The organism is Agrobacterium pusense (assembly GCF_900102105.1).
Lineage (GTDB): Bacteria > Pseudomonadota > Alphaproteobacteria > Rhizobiales > Rhizobiaceae > Agrobacterium > Agrobacterium pusense.
Genome location: NZ_FNBB01000011.1, coordinates 53,192 through 69,051 on the forward strand (window position 1 = coordinate 53,192; position 15,860 = coordinate 69,051).

At 61.6% G+C, this 15,860-nt stretch carries 14 protein-coding genes; 3 read left to right on the top strand and 11 right to left on the bottom strand.

Translation table 11 applies throughout. The features are described from left to right. Positions 1-29: 29 nt before the first annotated feature. The gene (gene leuB, locus BLU28_RS20845) at positions 30-1,142 is read left to right on the top strand and encodes a 3-isopropylmalate dehydrogenase (RefSeq protein WP_035208013.1); all 1,113 of its coding nucleotides are present in this window, start codon (positions 30-32) and stop codon (positions 1,140-1,142) included. On the opposite strand, the gene BLU28_RS20850 is transcribed toward leuB, so the two are convergent. The 3 genes from BLU28_RS20850 to cobA form a co-directional block, all read right to left on the bottom strand. Next, positions 1,123-2,370, bottom strand: coding sequence for a cytochrome-c peroxidase (locus BLU28_RS20850; RefSeq protein WP_092651382.1), 1,248 nt, complete (start codon positions 2,368-2,370; stop codon positions 1,123-1,125). The two genes, leuB and BLU28_RS20850, sit on opposite strands and share 20 nt — an antisense overlap. A 199-nt stretch (positions 2,371-2,569) precedes the next feature. Further along, entirely contained in the window at positions 2,570-3,886 is a 1,317-nt protein-coding gene (locus BLU28_RS20855; protein ID WP_077987137.1) for a cobyrinic acid a,c-diamide synthase CobB, read from the bottom strand. Further along, a complete protein-coding gene (gene cobA, locus BLU28_RS20860) occupies positions 3,883-4,671 on the bottom strand; it encodes a uroporphyrinogen-III C-methyltransferase (protein ID WP_077987138.1) in 789 nt (262 codons plus the stop codon). The genes BLU28_RS20855 and cobA overlap by 4 nt, the downstream gene beginning before the upstream one ends. 57 nt (positions 4,672-4,728) lie before the next feature. Here cobA and BLU28_RS20865 point away from each other — a divergent pair, with 57 nt between their 5' ends. Continuing rightward, on the top strand, positions 4,729-5,859 hold the full coding sequence (locus tag BLU28_RS20865; protein ID WP_060942442.1) for a cobalt-precorrin-5B (C(1))-methyltransferase: 1,131 nt from the start codon (positions 4,729-4,731) through the stop codon (positions 5,857-5,859). Here BLU28_RS20865 and cobM read toward each other — a convergent pair. Genes cobM through cbiE form a run of 3 tightly spaced genes read right to left on the bottom strand, consistent with a single transcriptional unit; the run spans position 5,814 to position 8,259 of the window. Continuing rightward, positions 5,814-6,587, bottom strand: a complete 774-nt coding sequence (gene cobM / locus BLU28_RS20870) for a precorrin-4 C(11)-methyltransferase (protein WP_077987139.1) — start codon at positions 6,585-6,587, stop codon at positions 5,814-5,816. The genes BLU28_RS20865 and cobM overlap by 46 nt on opposite strands. Further along, positions 6,584-7,006 carry a cobalamin biosynthesis protein gene (locus BLU28_RS20875; RefSeq protein WP_004444156.1) on the bottom strand — a complete coding sequence of 141 codons (423 nt, stop codon included), beginning with the start codon at positions 7,004-7,006 and terminating at the stop codon, positions 6,584-6,586. The genes cobM and BLU28_RS20875 overlap by 4 nt, the downstream gene beginning before the upstream one ends. Then, entirely contained in the window at positions 7,000-8,259 is a 1,260-nt protein-coding gene (gene cbiE, locus BLU28_RS20880; protein WP_077987140.1) for a precorrin-6y C5,15-methyltransferase (decarboxylating) subunit CbiE, read from the bottom strand. The genes BLU28_RS20875 and cbiE overlap by 7 nt, the downstream gene beginning before the upstream one ends. Between cbiE and BLU28_RS20885 the strand changes: the two genes are divergently transcribed. Continuing rightward, positions 8,258-9,040: a cobalt-precorrin-6A reductase gene (locus BLU28_RS20885; RefSeq protein WP_060942443.1), complete on the top strand. Its 783-nt coding sequence runs from the start codon at positions 8,258-8,260 to the stop codon at positions 9,038-9,040. The genes cbiE and BLU28_RS20885 overlap by 2 nt on opposite strands. Here BLU28_RS20885 and BLU28_RS20890 read toward each other — a convergent pair. From BLU28_RS20890 to cobN, 5 genes are read right to left on the bottom strand one after another with little or no spacing between them, the layout of a single operon-like run. Continuing rightward, on the bottom strand, positions 9,007-9,768 hold the full coding sequence (locus tag BLU28_RS20890) for a precorrin-3B C(17)-methyltransferase (RefSeq protein ID WP_004444163.1): 762 nt from the start codon (positions 9,766-9,768) through the stop codon (positions 9,007-9,009). The two genes, BLU28_RS20885 and BLU28_RS20890, sit on opposite strands and share 34 nt — an antisense overlap. After that, the gene (locus BLU28_RS20895; RefSeq protein WP_077987141.1) at positions 9,765-10,532 is read right to left on the bottom strand and encodes a precorrin-2 C(20)-methyltransferase; all 768 of its coding nucleotides are present in this window, start codon (positions 10,530-10,532) and stop codon (positions 9,765-9,767) included. Before BLU28_RS20895 ends, BLU28_RS20890 begins: the two co-directional genes overlap by 4 nt. Further along, a complete protein-coding gene (locus tag BLU28_RS20900; RefSeq protein ID WP_077987142.1) occupies positions 10,529-11,161 on the bottom strand; it encodes a precorrin-8X methylmutase in 633 nt (210 codons plus the stop codon). The genes BLU28_RS20895 and BLU28_RS20900 overlap by 4 nt, the downstream gene beginning before the upstream one ends. Beyond that, positions 11,158-12,510, bottom strand: a complete 1,353-nt coding sequence (cobG, locus tag BLU28_RS20905) for a precorrin-3B synthase (RefSeq protein WP_077987143.1) — start codon at positions 12,508-12,510, stop codon at positions 11,158-11,160. Before cobG ends, BLU28_RS20900 begins: the two co-directional genes overlap by 4 nt. Continuing rightward, complete coding sequence (gene cobN, locus BLU28_RS20910) at positions 12,510-15,860, bottom strand: cobaltochelatase subunit CobN (RefSeq protein WP_077987144.1); 3,351 nt, start codon at positions 15,858-15,860, stop codon at positions 12,510-12,512. Before cobN ends, cobG begins: the two co-directional genes overlap by 1 nt.

Here is a 15,860-nt window from a genome sequence, read left to right on the forward strand (position 1 = left end):
TTCCGGCGCGCCGCCCAAGGAGGGTTCCTATGACAGTTCGTTCGCTTTTCCTTCTGCCCGGTGATGGTATCGGCCCTGAGGCCATGGCCGAAGTCCGCAAGCTGATCGACTATATGAACAGCGCTGAAGGTGCCGGTTTCACAGTCTCCGAAGGCTTGGTCGGGGGTTCCGCCTATGACGCCCATGGCGTTGCGATTTCCGATGCGGACATGGAAAAGGCGCTCGCTGCCGATGCTATCCTGTTCGGCGCCGTAGGCGGCCCGAAATGGGATGGCGTTCCCTATGAGCATCGCCCGGAAGCCGGCCTTCTTCGCCTGCGCAAGGATCTTGAACTTTTCGCCAATCTGCGCCCCGCCATCTGCTACCCGGCACTCGCCGCCGCTTCCTCGCTGAAGCCGGAACTTGTCGAAGGTCTCGATATCCTCATCGTTCGCGAGCTGACCGGCGGCGTTTATTTCGGTGAACCAAAGCAGATCATCGACCTCGGCAACGGCCAGAAGCGCGGTATCGACACCCAGATCTATGACACCTTCGAGATCGAGCGTATCGCCAGTGTCGCTTTCGAGCTGGCCCGCACCCGCGACAACCGCGTCTGCTCGATGGAAAAGCGCAACGTGATGAAGTCGGGCGTGCTGTGGAACCAGGTGGTCACCGAAACCCATGCCGCAAAGTACAGGGATGTTCAGCTGGAGCATATGCTGGCGGATGCCGGCGGCATGCAGCTGGTGCGCAAACCCAAGCAGTTCGACGTTATCGTCACCGACAATCTCTTCGGCGACATGCTTTCCGACGTCGCCGCCATGCTCACTGGCTCGCTTGGCATGCTGCCTTCTGCCTCGCTTGGCGCACCGGACGCCAAGACCGGCAAACGCAAGGCGATGTACGAGCCGGTCCACGGCTCGGCGCCTGACATTGCCGGCAAGGGCATCGCTAACCCCATCGCCATGATCGCGTCCTTCGCCATGTGCCTTCGCTACTCGTTCAACATGGTGGATGAGGCAACGAAACTCGAGACAGCAATTGCAAACGTGCTCGACCAGGGCATCCGCACCGCCGACATCATGGCAGAAGGCAGCCGCCAGGTCGGCACGTCCGAAATGGGTGATGCGGTTCTTGCCGAATTCAAGGCGCTTTCGGCGTAAGGCTTGATACAGGCTGGGCAGGCGGCATAGCCGTCTGCCCGTTTTCCTTCGTAAGAAGATGCTCGTAGCGCCTGTCGGTCAGTGTCTTCAGAAACGCGACAATGGCGTCCACCCGCTTGTCGTCCAGCGCCGGCGCTGATGTCAGTTCCGCCATGGCGATATTCTCAGGCACCTCAGGCGCGTCCCAGGCCCTGCCGGTTTCAGGATTGATCTGACGGCTCGGCTTCTTGCTCTTATATTTCACGTAAAACAGCACGACGGTGCGCAGATCCTTGAACACGCCATTGTGCATGTAAGGGCCGGTCACGGCGACGTTGCGCAGCGTCGGCACCTTGAATTTGCCGCGCTCGGCCGGATCACCGGCGACGATCGGATTCTGCGCAAGACCGAGATCGACTGCGTCCGGCTTCGAGCCATTTACGGCCCGGACAGGTGTATTGGCGGGCACACCGATGTTGAAATATTTGTGGTTGGTGAAGAGGCCGTCTTCCAGACCCTTGGCGCCCCGGATTTCGTGGCAGGTATTGCAATTGGTGAATTGCGTCGAGGAGATAAGAACCCGCCCCAGCTCTTCCTGATCAGTCAGCTTTTCCTCGCCACGCAGGAAGCGGTCATATCTGGAATCGAAGGTCGAGAACTCGTCCGATCGCTCAAAGCTCGCCAGCGCCTTCGTCATTGCGGCATAGGCGGTGTCGTCGTTCTCAAAAACATCCTTGCCGAACTGCGTGCCGAACGCCGCGACATAATCCGGATTCTCCTTGAGTCGCTTCACGACCGAGGGCTTGTCCGGCATACCCATTTCGACGGGGTTGAGCGGCGGTCCACCTGCCTGATCCTCCAGCAGCGAGGCGCGGCCGTCCCAGAACTGGCCACCCACATACTCTCCCGCCGCATTCCTGCCGAAAGGCGGTGAGAACCGGGCGTAGGCCGCGGTCGGCGCGTTGCGGTCGCCCAGTGAGAAACCGTCATCGCCGAGCGAAACATCGCGCCCAACCTTGTCGTTTTCCCGTCCATCGGAAAAACCGGCCGCCTGCATATGGCAGGTGGAACAGGCCATCGTTCGGTTCATGGAAAGATTGGGATCGTCAAAGAGCGCCGCACCGAGCTTTTCCAGCGTCGCATAATCTTCGCCGCCATGAGCAGCCACACCATCGAACCCGACACCGAAAGGAGCGAGCAGAACGGATGCAGCCAGAGCGGCGGAGAGAAAAAATCCGGGTTTCGTCATCGGTAGGCACGCTCGAGATAAATGCGCGATAGCAGATCCGGGCCGCGGCAGACAGAACGGCTTCCGGCCCGGACTTCACGGAACATGGAGCGCCGGAAGTATTTCCGTCTTTCCATGCCCTCTGAGAGGACCCTATAACACTTTCTAACGGTCGGAGCCTACAAACTTTCACAGCTTGCTCCACTTTGCCGCACCGGGATCAAACGCCCCGGGCAATGGCGTGGAAAAACGTGCCCGAAACGAGGCCTCGCCTGCCGCCCGATGGCCCGAGCGGGCGACCCTGCCCGTCGGCTATCTCAGCAAAAGGCCCGTCTTGGCCGGGGTCGATGACCCGCGCATAATGGAATTCATGGCCGCGCAGAACTTCCCCTGCCGATCCGAGCGGACCATTCACCGCAATTGTTGCCTGCCGGTAGCCGAGATTCATCTTGCGCGTGGCAAAGCTGGTGGCATGCGACAACAGACCTGTCATGGCATGGGTCACCCCATCGGCATCCTCCAGCGTCGCCCCCATCACCATGTAACCGCCACACTCGCCATGCACGGGCTTTGTCGCGGCAAAGCGGGTGATGCCGGCCTTGAAAACCGCGGCATTCGCAACTTTTCCGGCAAAAAGCTCGGGATACCCGCCGGGCAGCCAGCAGATATCACAACTCCCATCCGGAGCCTCATCGGCGAGCGGAGAAAAAGGCACGATTTCGGCGCCGGATGCATGCCAGTGCTTCTTGAGATGCGGGTAAAGGAAGGTAAAAGCTGCATCTTCCGCCAGCGCGATGCGCTGGCCGGGCGGCGCGATGGCTGCTGCTTTCGAACCCGGAGGCAGCTCGACCGGTGCAGCAAGAGACAACACGGCATCGAGATCGATGGATTTTTCCATTGCGTCCGCGAGCCTTTCGATATGTGCATCGATTTCCGGATGTTCGCTCGCCTGCACGAGACCCAGGTGACGTTCCGGCAGGATGAGGGAGGGGTCGCGCAGCACGCATCCGGCAACCCGCAATCCGATTTTTTCGATGGCTTCCGTACACAGGAGCCTGTGCCTTTCGCTGCCGGCCCGGTTCAGCACCACCGCCGCCATGATTACGGCGGGATCGTAATGGGCAAAACCGTGAGCAACCGCGGCGGCGGTCTGCGACTGACCGGACACATCGAGGACCAGCAGCACGGGAATGCCGAATAGCCGTGCCAGATCCGCAGCCGAACCGGTACGGTTTTCCGCCACCGGAATGCCGTCGAACAGGCCCATCGCGCTCTCGATCAGAATGAGATCGGCATCCTGCGTGTGCTGTGAAAACAGGTGCCGCAGCAGCTCTGGCCTCATTGCCCAGCTATCCAGATTAAGACCTGATGAGCCGGTGGCGAAGGCATGGAAACCCGGGTCTATGTAATCGGGTCCCGTCTTGATGCCGCGTACCTTGATACCGCGTCTGGCGAAAGCCCGCAGCAGGCCGATAGTCACGCTGGTCTTGCCGGATCCCGAGCGCGCTGCGCCGATGATGATCGCCCGCGCCGTCATGCCTGCGAAACTCCCAGCCGCTCGCGCATCGACACAATCTCTCCGATGACGATCAAGGCCGGCGCTTCGAAATTTTCCCGCATTGCATCGCCAGCTATACTTTCCAGCTTGCTGATAAAAATGCGCTCTTGTTCAGTTGTCGCCGACATGATGACAGCGACCGGCGTCGTCGCCGCACGTCCGCCCTGCACCAGAAGCTTTGCAATCGCGCCGATATTCTTCAGACCCATATAAACGACGATGGGCTCCTGTGTTTTTGCCAGCGCCAGCCAGTCCAGGTCCTCCTCCGTGCCAGCCGCATGACCGGTGGCGAGCGTCACGGCGCGACTGATCCCACGCATCGTGGCTGGAATACGCGCAGAAGCCAGCGCCGCCAGCGAAGATGTCATGCCCGGCAATATGCGAAACGGAACGCCGGCACGGACCAGCGCCTCCGCTTCTTCGCCGCCACGGCCAAAAATGAAGGGATCGCCGCCCTTCAGCCGCAGGACCTTTTTTCCCTGCCGGGCGAAATCGATCAGCGAGGCGGTAATATCGTCCTGCGTCGCAGAGGGCTTGCCACCGCGCTTGCCGGCAAAGACGATCTCCGCCTGGGGACCGAGCGCCACGACATCGTCACTCACCAGCGCATCACGCACGATGATCTCGGCTTGGGAGAGTGCCAGCGCCACTTCGAGCGTCAGATAACGCACATCTCCCGGCCCTGCGCCCGCGAGCCAGACGTGCCCCGCTTCGAAGGCCGGACTTTTTGCGGCAATACTGTTCAAAATCTGCGGTATCGACATTCTCTTGGCTGCTTTTTAACGATGACGGAAAAAGCCGTCCCGGCTATAGGAATTCATATGGAAACGGATGGAAAGACCCTTCGCCGCGGCTGGACCACGGGCACCTGCGCGGCAGCCGCCACGAAGGCGGCCTGCGCCGCCCTTCTGACCGGCGAGTTTCCATACCCTGTCGAGGTCGAACTTCCAAGCGGCGCGAGGCCCGCATTTTCCCTCGCGACCGAGGAAAAGGGTGAAAACTTCGCCCGCGCAGGTGTCATCAAGGATGCAGGCGATGACCCTGATGTTACCCACGGCGCGCTGATCGAAAGCACGGTGCGGCGCGGTCAACCGGGAAGCGGTATCATCTTCAAGGCCGGCACGGGCGTCGGCACCGTCACGCGGCCCGGACTGCCCCTGCCGCCAGGAGAACCCGCCATCAATCCCGTGCCACGCAAGATGATCGAAACCGCCATTCACGAGGTGGCTGGTGCGGAGGCTGATTTCGAAGTCGAAATTTCCGTTCGGGACGGCGAGAAACTTGCGGAGAAAACCCTCAACGGCAGACTCGGCATCCTCGGGGGTATCTCCATTCTCGGCACCACGGGCGTCGTTATCCCTTTTTCCTGCTCGGCCTGGATCCACTCCATCTGGCGAGGCATTGACGTGGCGCGTGCGACCGGCTGCACACACGTGCTCGGCGCTACCGGGAACACCTCTGAAAAAGCGGGACAGGCGCTGTATGAACTGCCCGAGACCGCGTTGATCGACATGGGGGATTTCATCGGCGGCATGTTGAAATATCTGCGCAGCCACCCGGTCGAGCGGGTAACGATTGCTGGTGGCGTCGCCAAGATGACGAAGCTCGCCCAGGGGATGCTCGACGTGCACTCCAAAAAAGGTCTTGCCGATCTCGATGCGCTGGCGGCGCTGGCAGGGGAGGCAGGTGGCGATGGGGAACTCGCTGACGCCATTCGCAGCGCCAACACCGTCGCCCATGCTTTCCAGCTGGCCGATCGCAACGCTATCGATCTTGGCGCGATCGTTGCGGAAAAAGCCTGGGTGACCGCGGCGGCGGCGCTGAGGACGCCGACCATAGCACTGGATATCCTTGTTTTCGATCGTCAGGGCGCGTTGAAGGGACGCACCGCCTCCACCCCGTCGCATCAGCCCGCCGCATCCTCCTTTGGAGACCGGAAGCGGCGTACATAGTCTGCACTGTAGAGCGCGCTTTCACGAAAATCCGTCGAGGCCAAACCACGGCCGACAAAGATCAGCGCCGTGCGCTCGATAGGCTCGGCCGCAAGCTTGCCTTCGATATCGAACAGGCTACCGCGAATGACCCGCTCATCCGGCCAGGACGCCCGCACGACAATGGCGACGGGGCAATCGGAACCATAAAGCGGCGTCAATTCTTCCACGACCCTGCCGATGGCATGAATGGCAAGATGGATGGCAAGCGTCGCGCCCGTCGCACCGAAAGCCTGCAGCGTCTCGCCATCAGGCATCTTCGATGCACGCCCGGAAATCCGCGTCAGCACAAGGCTCTGCGCCACTTCCGGCACCGTCAGTTCGCGTTGCAAGGCTGCCGCGGCGGCGGCGAAGGAAGGAACCCCGGGCGTCACGCTGTAATCGAGCCCCAGCTGCTCCAGCCGGCGGATCTGTTCGCCCATCGCGCTCCAGACGGAAAGGTCGCCGGAGTGCAACCGTGCAACGTCCTTGCCCTCCCTTGCTGCCGCGATGAATTCCGCCTCGATCTCATCCAGCGAAAGTGCGGCCGTATCGACAATACGCGCGCCCGGCGGGCAATAGTCGATCAGCGCCTTCGGAACCAGCGAGCCGGCATAAAGGCAGACCGGGCACGCCGCGATAAGATCGCGCCCGCGCACCGTAATGAGATCGGCGGCGCCCGGACCGGCACCGATGAAATGAACCGTCATTCGTGTTCTCCATGTTCGATCGCGCAGCCGCCATCCTCTGGGGCGGCACCGTCAGCGGTTGCGATGGCCACCGTCACATCGCCGTGTACGAGCCGCGGCGCGACCAGTCTTGCATTTTCTCCCGCTGCCGCAAGCGCCGCGGTTTCGCTCACGCTCGGCAAACCGGACCGCTCGAAACTTGCGCGTGAAAACGTCAGCGTTTTCGAGATAACCGCGTCAAGCCGGTGCTGCGCGACGATTTCGAGCGACAGGGAAAGGGTTTTCGCCGCTTCCGCAAGGCCGGCTTCCCGCGATTTAAGTGGCGCAGTTGCCAGACGGTCGGCCTTGACGCCAAAATCCTGCTCGGCAGCGCGCAAGGCAGCGATGATCATCCCCGCCGTCGCTCCCTTGCGGCAGCCTATGCCAGCCACGATCACCATGGCTTCACCCAGCTCCACTGGGTCACCGGCATGGCCGGACGCCACCCCGACATTGAACCGACAGCCGCCGCCCGCGACACATCCAGCCTTACGATCGAACCGCCGAGCCTCGCATGCGCGGCCAGCAGAACTGCCTCCATTTCCAACGTCACCGCATTGGCGACCAGACGCCCCCCGGATTTCAATGCCCCCACGGCCCCATCGAATACACCCGCTTCACTGCCGCCGCCGCCAATGAAGATTGCGTCCGGACGGGGTAACCCTTCAAAAGCGTCGGGAGCGGAACCGATCATGACCTCAAGCCCGGGAACACCGCAGACGTCGGCATTAAACGTTATGCGTTCCGCCCTTGCCGGGTGCTGCTCTATGGCAATGGCGCGGAGCGAAGGGTGCGACAGCATCCATTCAATACCGATCGAGCCGGAACCCGCACCGATATCCCAAAGCAGTTCGCCGCGGCGTGGCGCCAGCGAGGACAGGGTCACAGCCCGGATTTCGCGTTTGGTGATCTGCCCGTCATGTTCGAACAGGCCATCGTCAAGTCCGTGCGCAAAGGGCAGGACACGTGCGCCTTGATCCGCAACAACGTCAATTGCCACGACATTCAGAGCATTGACGTCCTCAACGGCGAAATCGCTCGCCGGGAGGCGGCGCGATCTTTCCCGTTCTCCTCCCAAAGCCTCGAGCAGAGTGAATTCCGACCGGCCGAAACCGGAGGCAGACAGCAATTTTGCGATCAAAACCGGGTCGCGCTCGTCCGACGTCAGCGCTATGATGCGGGTGCCGGGATGGAGATGCGGCCGCAAAAGGTCGATGGGTCGGCCGTGCAGCGAAACGCACTCGACCGACTGCAGCGGCCAGCCGAGCCGGGAAGCCGCGAGAGAAAAGGCCGAAGGCGAAGGATACGATGCAACCTCTCGGACAGGGACGCTTCTCAGAAGCGTGACGCCCACACCGTAGAAGAATGGATCACCGGATGCCAGCACGCAAACCCTCCTGCCGCGCAGCGCCAGAACGTCCCTCATCTCCACGTCGAATGGCACGGGCCAGGCCCGTGCTTCGCCCCGAATGGACGCAGCGGCCAGGTCCAGATGACGTTTGCCGCCAAAGACAACTTCGGCGGCCTCGATTGCCCGCAGCGCATTTTTACCGAGCCCGTCAAGCCCCTCCTCGCCGATGCCGACGATGGAAAGCCAGCGCGTTGCTTCCTTTTCGGTGGAAGCCTTGCCCGTTCCGGAATATTCAGAGGTCATGACACGCTCCATACTCATTCTTGGCGGCACGACCGATGCCCGCCTCCTGGCCGGCCGGCTGGGCGAAGATTCCACCTATCGCGTCCTGCTCTCCATGGCGGGGCGCACGATCTCCCCGGTGGAACAGCCCGTACCCATGCGCAGTGGCGGCTTCGGCGGTGCGGCGGGGCTGGCGGATTTCATCCGCGCCGGGAATTTCGATATTCTGGTGGATGCGACCCATCCCTATGCCGCCAGAATTTCCGCCAATGCCGTGGAGGCGTCGAAGCGCGCCGGCGTTCCGCTCATCAGGCTTTCGCGTCCTGCCTGGCAGCGTCAGCCGGGCGATAACTGGCAAAGTGTCGAGAGCATCGATCAGGCGGTCGTCGCGCTTGGCGGCCAAGGCAGATGCGTGTTTCTGGCGCTCGGTCGACAGGAGCTTCTTCCTTTTGAGGCCGCGCCCCAGCACAACTATCTCATCCGCAGCGTCGATCCCGTGGAACCGCGGCTGAAGTTGCCGGATGCGCGTTACATCACTGCACGCGGTCCTTTCGCAACGGAGGACGAAATCCGTATGCTGGAAGAAAACCGCATTGAGGTCGTGATATCGAAAAACTCGGGTGGCGCAGCAAGTTACGGCAAGATCGAAGCGGCCAGACAACTCCATCTGCCGGTTATCATGATCGAGCGGCCGAGGCAGTCGTACGACACGCCCGCCACAAGCGTGACGGTGCCGGATATAGCGACTGCGCTCACCGCCATCCACCATCAGTTTTCTCTTTTCGAAAAACGAGGCGAATAAACGATCGGTTCTTTTCCGGGACGTTCGATCAAACGCGTTTCTTCCGAACCGACAATGACACAGGTCGCCATGTCTGCCATGTCGCTCGACGCCTCCGATAGCGGCACGACCCGTATGCGCTCATCCAGGCGGCCTGCCGCCCTGCCGAAGATCACCGGCACCGATCCGGGCAGATGCACCCGCAACAGGTCAAACGCCGTGCCGAGCTGATGCGGCCGCGCCTTGCTGACAGGATTATAGAAGGCCATCACGAAACCCGCCTGCGCCGCTGCGATCAGTCGTTTCTCGATGATTCCCCAGGGTTTGAGATTGTCCGACAGTGAAATGGCGCAAAAATCATGCCCAAGCGGCGCACCAGCTCTTGCCGCCACCGCCAGCATCGCCGTCACGCCCGGCACGACGGAAACATCGATGTCGCGCCACTCGGATGGACCGTTTTCGATTGCCTCGCAGATGGCCGCCGCCATGGCGAAAACACCGGGATCACCACCGGAAACCACGCAGACCCTGCCGCCTTCGGCCGCAAGCCGAAGGGCCTGTTCAGCGCGGGAGATCTCCTCGCGATTGTCGGAGGCATGGCGGCGCTGGTGGGGACCAAGCGAGAGCCGGTCGAGATAAGGAATATAGCCGAAAAAATCGTCGGATGCCGCGACAGCGGCAAGCGCCTCCGGCGTCACCTGTGCAGCATTACCGGGACCCAGTCCGACGACGACGAGCTTGCCGGTCATGGTGCTTCACCCGGGCCGGGCCTCGTTTTCCAGCCAGGTACAAGAACCAGCGAAAAGTAGGGTGCAGGCGAAGCATCCCGCTCGATGAGCCGCACTGCATGGCTGTTGGCCATGGTGCCGCGCTCGACATAAAGCGCCTGCTCGAGCTTGCCGGCCTTTTCCAGTGCACGGCGGATTTTGGGCAGGTTGCGCCCGACTTTCATGATGACCGCCCCGTCCGTGCCGGAAAGACGGTCAGAAAGAACATCTTCTGCAAGCGTTCCAGGAAGCACGCTCAGAATATCGTCTCCCTGCACCAGCGGCAGCCCAGCCATGGACCAGCAGCCGGACATGGCGGTGATGCCGGCTACGACTTCCGCCTGATAGGACGGCGCAAGCCGCAGATGCAGATGCATATAGGAGCCATAGAACAGCGGATCGCCTTCCGAGAGCACGGCAACATTCCTGCCGGCTTCGAGATGTGCTGCAATGTCCTTCGCCGACTGATCGAAAAATAGGGCGATCGCATCGCGATATTCCTCACCGTTCTTGTCGCTTTCAACCGTGACGGGGTAAACCAACGGCATTTCAAGCGTGCCCGGACGGATAAAGGCCTCGACGATACCACGGCCGTTGCCGCTACTGCCCTTTTTGCAGAAGAAAGCCAGAACGTCGGCCGCCTCGATGGCACGCACCGCTTTCAGCGTCAGCAGTTCAGGATCGCCCGGACCGGTGCCGACGCCGACGAGTTTCCCCTTACGATGTTCAAAAAGAGCCGCGCTCACAGGCCCGCCCTCGCAACCGCGTTGACGGCGGCAGCCGTCATGGCCGAGCCGCCCATGCGTCCCTTGACGATGGCGTAGGGAATGCTGAGCGTACTGACTTCCAACGCATCCTTCGATTCCGCTGCGCCGACGAAACCGACCGGCATGCCGATGATGGCGGCGGGGCGAGGCGCGCCCTTTTCGAGCATCTCCAGAAGATAGAACAGGGCTGTTGGCGCGTTGCCGATCGCCACCAGGGCACCGTCCATGTGCTCCGCCCAGAGATCAAGCGCGGCGGCCGAACGTGTATTGCCGATGGACCTCGCAATGTCGGGCGTGCGCGGATCACGAAGTGTGCAGATGACCGCATTGGCGGCTGGCAGGCGCGCGCGCGTCACACCATGGGCGACCATTTCCGCATCGCAAAGGATGGGCTTGCCCGCAAGGAGTGCGCCACGCGCGGCAGAGACAAAATCCGGGGAGAAACGGAAATGGGCGGCGGCCTCAACCAGCCCGCAGGCATGAATCATGCGAATGGCGATGTCCGCCTGATCCTCGGCAAAAGCGGACAAATCCGCTTCCTCGCGTATTATGGCGAAGGAGCGCTCATAGATCGCATTGCCATCGCGAATATAGTCATAGTCGGTCATCGGTCATCCTGTCGAAGCGCCGCGACAATTGCCTGCCTGCCCAGACGGGCAAACAGGCCAGCGGCGTTTTCCCCGGGCTTATGTTCTTTTTCATAAAGACGGGCAAGCCGCGAAAGCGCCGCTCTTTGTTGTGCAAAGGGTAAAATACCGTCCGGCGAATCACCGGCGCGGCCAAAAATCGAAAAAGCCATGCCATTATCGGAACCTGAAAAGGTCAGAAGCGACGGCGCGGGATGGGCGCAGCCTTTGCCGCATCCGGAAATATGCAGGGTCACGGAACCGTCGAGCAGCGGGGCGCAAGCGCCTGCCGCAAAGGAAGCCAGTTCGTGAGTAGGATAAAAGGCCGACGCGCAACCGGGAGCGCCGGGACAGACTGCTATGGAAGATCGCCCGTCGCCGGCAGCCGTGACGAAACCCGATGTTCCGGCACTCGCAAGTAGTGCGCCGCACGCGCGCTGGGAACCGAAAAACAGCAGGCTATGATTTATCGCTGGCCGAAGAGACTGAATACCGAGCACGGCGGCCGCTTCGCAAAGACGCGCTATATCAGCGGCTTTGATCTGACTGAAGGCAGGCGCGACGCCTGCAGCAAAACCGGCCCCGCCTGCGGCCATCAAACCCAAAGGCAAGAAGGACGGGGATGCCTCGCTTCCGGCCCAATCCACCAGATGATCACCGCAGATCGCTTCAATCATCTTCCGATCCAGATCGCGACCGCGGGCGAGCGGACCTTTTTTTGCCAGAAGCGCGAGTAATTCAAGGACGACACCAGCTGCGGCGCCGGCGCCAACCAGCCCCGCATCCACCGAGCTGCTTTCCGGACCGCCCACAAACAGGCGCCAGAAGACCTGCCCTTCCAGACGCTGTGCTTTCAGGCGGATGTCAGCGAGCAAATCTCCCATGGAAACATATCCGCCACCGTCGATCACCACAGACATTTTGGCGGCGAGTTTTTCAGCAAGCCCCAGCGCTTTTGCCTCCCGGCGAATCTCGTCTGCAAGAGAACGGCCATCGGCAATTTCCGTCTCGTCGCGACCGGATAAGGGCGAAACCTCAACCGCCAGCCCATCGCGAAGCGGTAGACCAAGCGCCAGAACCTCTTTTTCCAGAAAGCGCGCGCTCTCGGGCGACAGACCGCGAAATTGCAGGCTGCCCCGGGCGGTAATGTCCATCAAGCCATTGCCATGGAAATCCGAAAGATCGCAAAGCCTCTTCATCTCAAGGGGCGTGATATCCTCTTCGAATGCGATCCGTGACAGGAGACCATCGCCGGTGGGCATGGGTGCAGAGAGAGCCGGGCATGCGCCGCGGCGGCTGACTGGCTGAACGGGATTGAATAAGGCCGTCATCACGCGCCGACCCTTTCCGGACGGGGCAAAAGCAGCATTTCAAGCTCCGCATCCACCGCATTTCGGCGACTGTGCCACAGGCCGCGGCGGCGGGCGGACAAGAAACGTTCCGCCATCACCCGCGCTGCCTTTGGGTTTTCGCGCAGGATGAAATCGCGCACCGCTTCATTGCCGAAATAGGCATCGTAAAGGGCTTCGATCAACGATGACGACACCGCATTGGTGGTTTCGGCAAAGCCGACCAGCCGGTCCACCGTCTCGGCAAACTCCGCCGCACCGCGTGGACCATGTCGCATCTGGCCTTCGATGAAGCGCGGATTGACGGCGCGGGCCCGCACCACCCGCGTCAGGGCCTGTGTCATCGATCTTGCCCGTGGGCGCGCCGGATCGGTCGTATCTAGCGCCACGATATCAGCAACGCCTCCAAGTACAGCCTTGGCAGCGGAAAAGCCGCCAATGAAAGCGACATCGGAAGAACCGTCCAGAAGATCGCGGCCGGGATCATCGCCGGTGTGAACCAGAAGATCAGCCCGGCGCACCGCCTGCGCAAATCCGGCATCCTCGAAAATCTCCAGCCCGTCCGCACCTCCGAATGCGTAACTTGCCGCATCTAAGTAGGCTTTACCCAGTTCCTCGCGTTCGTCCCATTTGCCGCTGGCGAGCTTCTCCTCAATACCGGCACCATAGGTGCCGGGCGCAGAGCCGAAAATCCGCGGTGGTATATGACCGAGCAGAGCCGCCTCTTCCGCAAGCGGATTGTCGCCCGGCGCTTCTTCACGCCGTGCCACGGCCTTGGCGGCAGCATCGAGAAGCGCGATCAGCGCAGGAAACATATCCCGGAACAGACCGGAAATGCGGAACGTGACATCAACGCGTGGACGGCCGAGGCTGGCCGGCGGCAGCACCTCGATGCCGGTCACGCGGCCGGTGCCGGCGTCGTAAATTGGCCGCGCTCCCATCAGGTGCAGCGCCTGCGCCACATCCTCGCCGCCGTTGCGGAGACTGGCACTTCCCCAGAGATCGAACACCAGATGTTTCGGCCAATCCCCGTGACTCTGCAGATGATGACGGAGCACCTCTTCGCCGGCCATGCGCCCGAGTTCAAAAGCGGTGGGCGTCGGCATCGTGCGCGGATCCGCTGCATAAAGATTGCGGCCAGTGGGAAGCACATCGATCCGGCCCCGTGCCGGTGCGCCGGAGGGACCGGGAGCAACGTGCCGGCCATCGAGTGCGGCAAGCAAGGCCGCCTTCTCGGCCCGGGCGCTTTGAAGTCTCAGAGGATCAGCCTCACCTTCGGCGCAGCGGCCGAAAATGTGTTGGCCGTCCTTGATCGCAAAATCCTTGAGATCACAGAGAAAGGCGTCGATGCGTGAGAGGGCGGCGTCGGCATCGTCCTTCGTATTCACGCCGGCCTCGGTTGCAAGCCCGGTGTCCTGCGCTTTTTCAATGATCAGCTTCGCCAGCCGGTTGCGCCGGCGCCGATCGAGCCCATCGGCCTGCGCATATTCGTCGACCAGCTGTTCAAGCGCCAGTTGTTCCGGCGAAAGCCCGGCATTAACCAGCACCGGCGGAATATGGCCGATGGTGACGGCTGCAATACGCCGTTTCGCCACCGCCGCCTCACCGGGATTGGAAACGATAAACGGATAAATCACCGGCAGCGGACCAGTGAGAATTTCCGGAAAGCACTTGCGGGAAAGCGCCACTGTCTTGCCCGGCAGCCATTCCAGCGTACCGTGCGCGCCCACATGCACGATGGCATGGGCGGATGCCACGCGCTGCATCCATGCGCCGAAGGCAACAAGCGCGTGGCGCGGTGGCAGGGCGGGATCGTGATAGTCAACCCGGCGGTCCTCATTGCGCCCCCTGTCCGGCGCAAGCGCAACGAAGACCTGGCCGAAACGCGCGACGCGAAAACGAAACCCGCCATCGGCGAAAGCTTCATCACTTTCCGCAGCTCCCCATGTCGCACTCAAGGAGGCCGCGGCATCGTCAGGCAAACCCGAAAGAAAACCTCGATAGTCCGCAAGATCGATCGTCGCTTCCTGCTGCTCAAGGCGATCGAGCAGCGCCCTTGCCGTTTCGGGAATATCTTCGACCCAATAGCCGGCATCTGCAAGATCTCGCAGCATTTCGAGCACGCTTTGCGGCACATCCAGACCAACGGCATAACCGGTTCGCCCCGGGGCTGCACCCGGATAATCCGGCATCAGAACGACAATGCGCCGCTCCTCCGGCGAGATATTTTTCAGACGCAGGAAGGCCGCGATGCGGCTTGCCACCTGTTCGACACGATCCGCCTCCGGCATGTTTACGAGACTGATACCGCCATCGGTCCGAGGCTGTTTGAATGAAATCACGCCTGCGAAAATCCGGCCATCCAGTTCAGGCAGCACAATATGCATGGCTAGATCGGACGGGTTTAGTCCACGCGCATTCGCCGCCCAGCCGTCGCGGCGGGTCGTCGCCATGGCGACCTGGAAAACAGGAACGCCAAGCCGATCGAACAGCGTATGGCCATCGGCATCGCTCTGACTGGCAAAGGCCGTCGCAGCAAGGATGGCAGCGGGCTGAATATCTCTCAGCGCCTTTTCGAGAAAGCGAAGGGCGTCGCCATCCTTCAGGCCGCTGACAAAAATCGGCACCGGGGAGAAACCGCGCTCGCAAAGCGCGTGAAAGAGCGCATCCACCGGCGCTGCATCCGCAGCCAGCAACATGGAGCGATAAAAGACAATAGGCAGAACGGGCGCGGCAGCCGGGAAGCCAGAGCAGGCCTCCATTTGCCCTAACACCCCCACCCCCGGCCGATAAAAGCCGGCTTTCGGCAATGGCTCAGCTTCTATCATCGGCCATGCGTCATCTCTTGCCAGAGCGGCGAGGCCACCGGCAAGGCGACCCATATTCTCTCTTCCACCTTCGCGGAAAAAGGAAAGGACGGATGCCAGGATGTGTGTGTCCACGGTCGACGCCGCTTCGAGCTTTTCGTCCCTTTCACTGCATTCGCCGGGCAGAAGCAGAAGCTTTATGCCACGTCGGCGCGCCATGCTGGAAAGCTGATCAACTCCATAACGCCAGCGTTCCGCTCCACCGAGGATTCGGACAAGGATGACCGTGGCATGCTCCGCTGTCTTTTCGATCCACAGGTCAACCGACATGGGATGGCGAAGCTCGGCGAGGTTTGCGGCGGACAGGCTGGGGAGCACACTGTCCGCCTGTCGCCACGCCTGCTCAAGCCCGGCAAGATCGCTTGTCGAAAACGACAGCATCACCACATCCGATCGAGGTTGGTTGAGGTCAACCGGCTCGATCAGATCGTCAAGAGACGAGGATGTGGTGGCAAGAATATGCAT

What these genes read in the sequence shown, in the direction of transcription:
- leuB (WP_035208013.1), top strand. Translation starts at nt 30, where the DNA reads ATGACAGTTCGTTCGCTTTTCCTTCTGCCCGGTGATGGTATCGGCCCT.
- BLU28_RS20850 (WP_092651382.1), bottom strand. Translation starts at nt 2,370, where the DNA reads ATGACGAAACCCGGATTTTTTCTCTCCGCCGCTCTGGCTGCATCCGTT.
- BLU28_RS20855 (WP_077987137.1), bottom strand. Translation starts at nt 3,886, where the DNA reads ATGACGGCGCGGGCGATCATCATCGGCGCAGCGCGCTCGGGATCCGGC.
- cobA (WP_077987138.1), bottom strand. Translation starts at nt 4,671, where the DNA reads ATGTCGATACCGCAGATTTTGAACAGTATTGCCGCAAAAAGTCCGGCC.
- BLU28_RS20865 (WP_060942442.1), top strand. Translation starts at nt 4,729, where the DNA reads ATGGAAACGGATGGAAAGACCCTTCGCCGCGGCTGGACCACGGGCACC.
- cobM (WP_077987139.1), bottom strand. Translation starts at nt 6,587, where the DNA reads ATGACGGTTCATTTCATCGGTGCCGGTCCGGGCGCCGCCGATCTCATT.
- BLU28_RS20875 (WP_004444156.1), bottom strand. Translation starts at nt 7,006, where the DNA reads ATGGTGATCGTGGCTGGCATAGGCTGCCGCAAGGGAGCGACGGCGGGG.
- BLU28_RS20885 (WP_060942443.1), top strand. Translation starts at nt 8,258, where the DNA reads ATGACACGCTCCATACTCATTCTTGGCGGCACGACCGATGCCCGCCTC.
- cbiE (WP_077987140.1), bottom strand. Translation starts at nt 8,259, where the DNA reads ATGACCTCTGAATATTCCGGAACGGGCAAGGCTTCCACCGAAAAGGAA.
- BLU28_RS20890 (WP_004444163.1), bottom strand. Translation starts at nt 9,768, where the DNA reads ATGACCGGCAAGCTCGTCGTCGTCGGACTGGGTCCCGGTAATGCTGCA.
- BLU28_RS20900 (WP_077987142.1), bottom strand. Translation starts at nt 11,161, where the DNA reads ATGACCGACTATGACTATATTCGCGATGGCAATGCGATCTATGAGCGC.
- cobG (WP_077987143.1), bottom strand. Translation starts at nt 12,510, where the DNA reads ATGACGGCCTTATTCAATCCCGTTCAGCCAGTCAGCCGCCGCGGCGCA.
- cobN (WP_077987144.1), bottom strand. Translation starts at nt 15,860, where the DNA reads ATGCATATTCTTGCCACCACATCCTCGTCTCTTGACGATCTGATCGAG.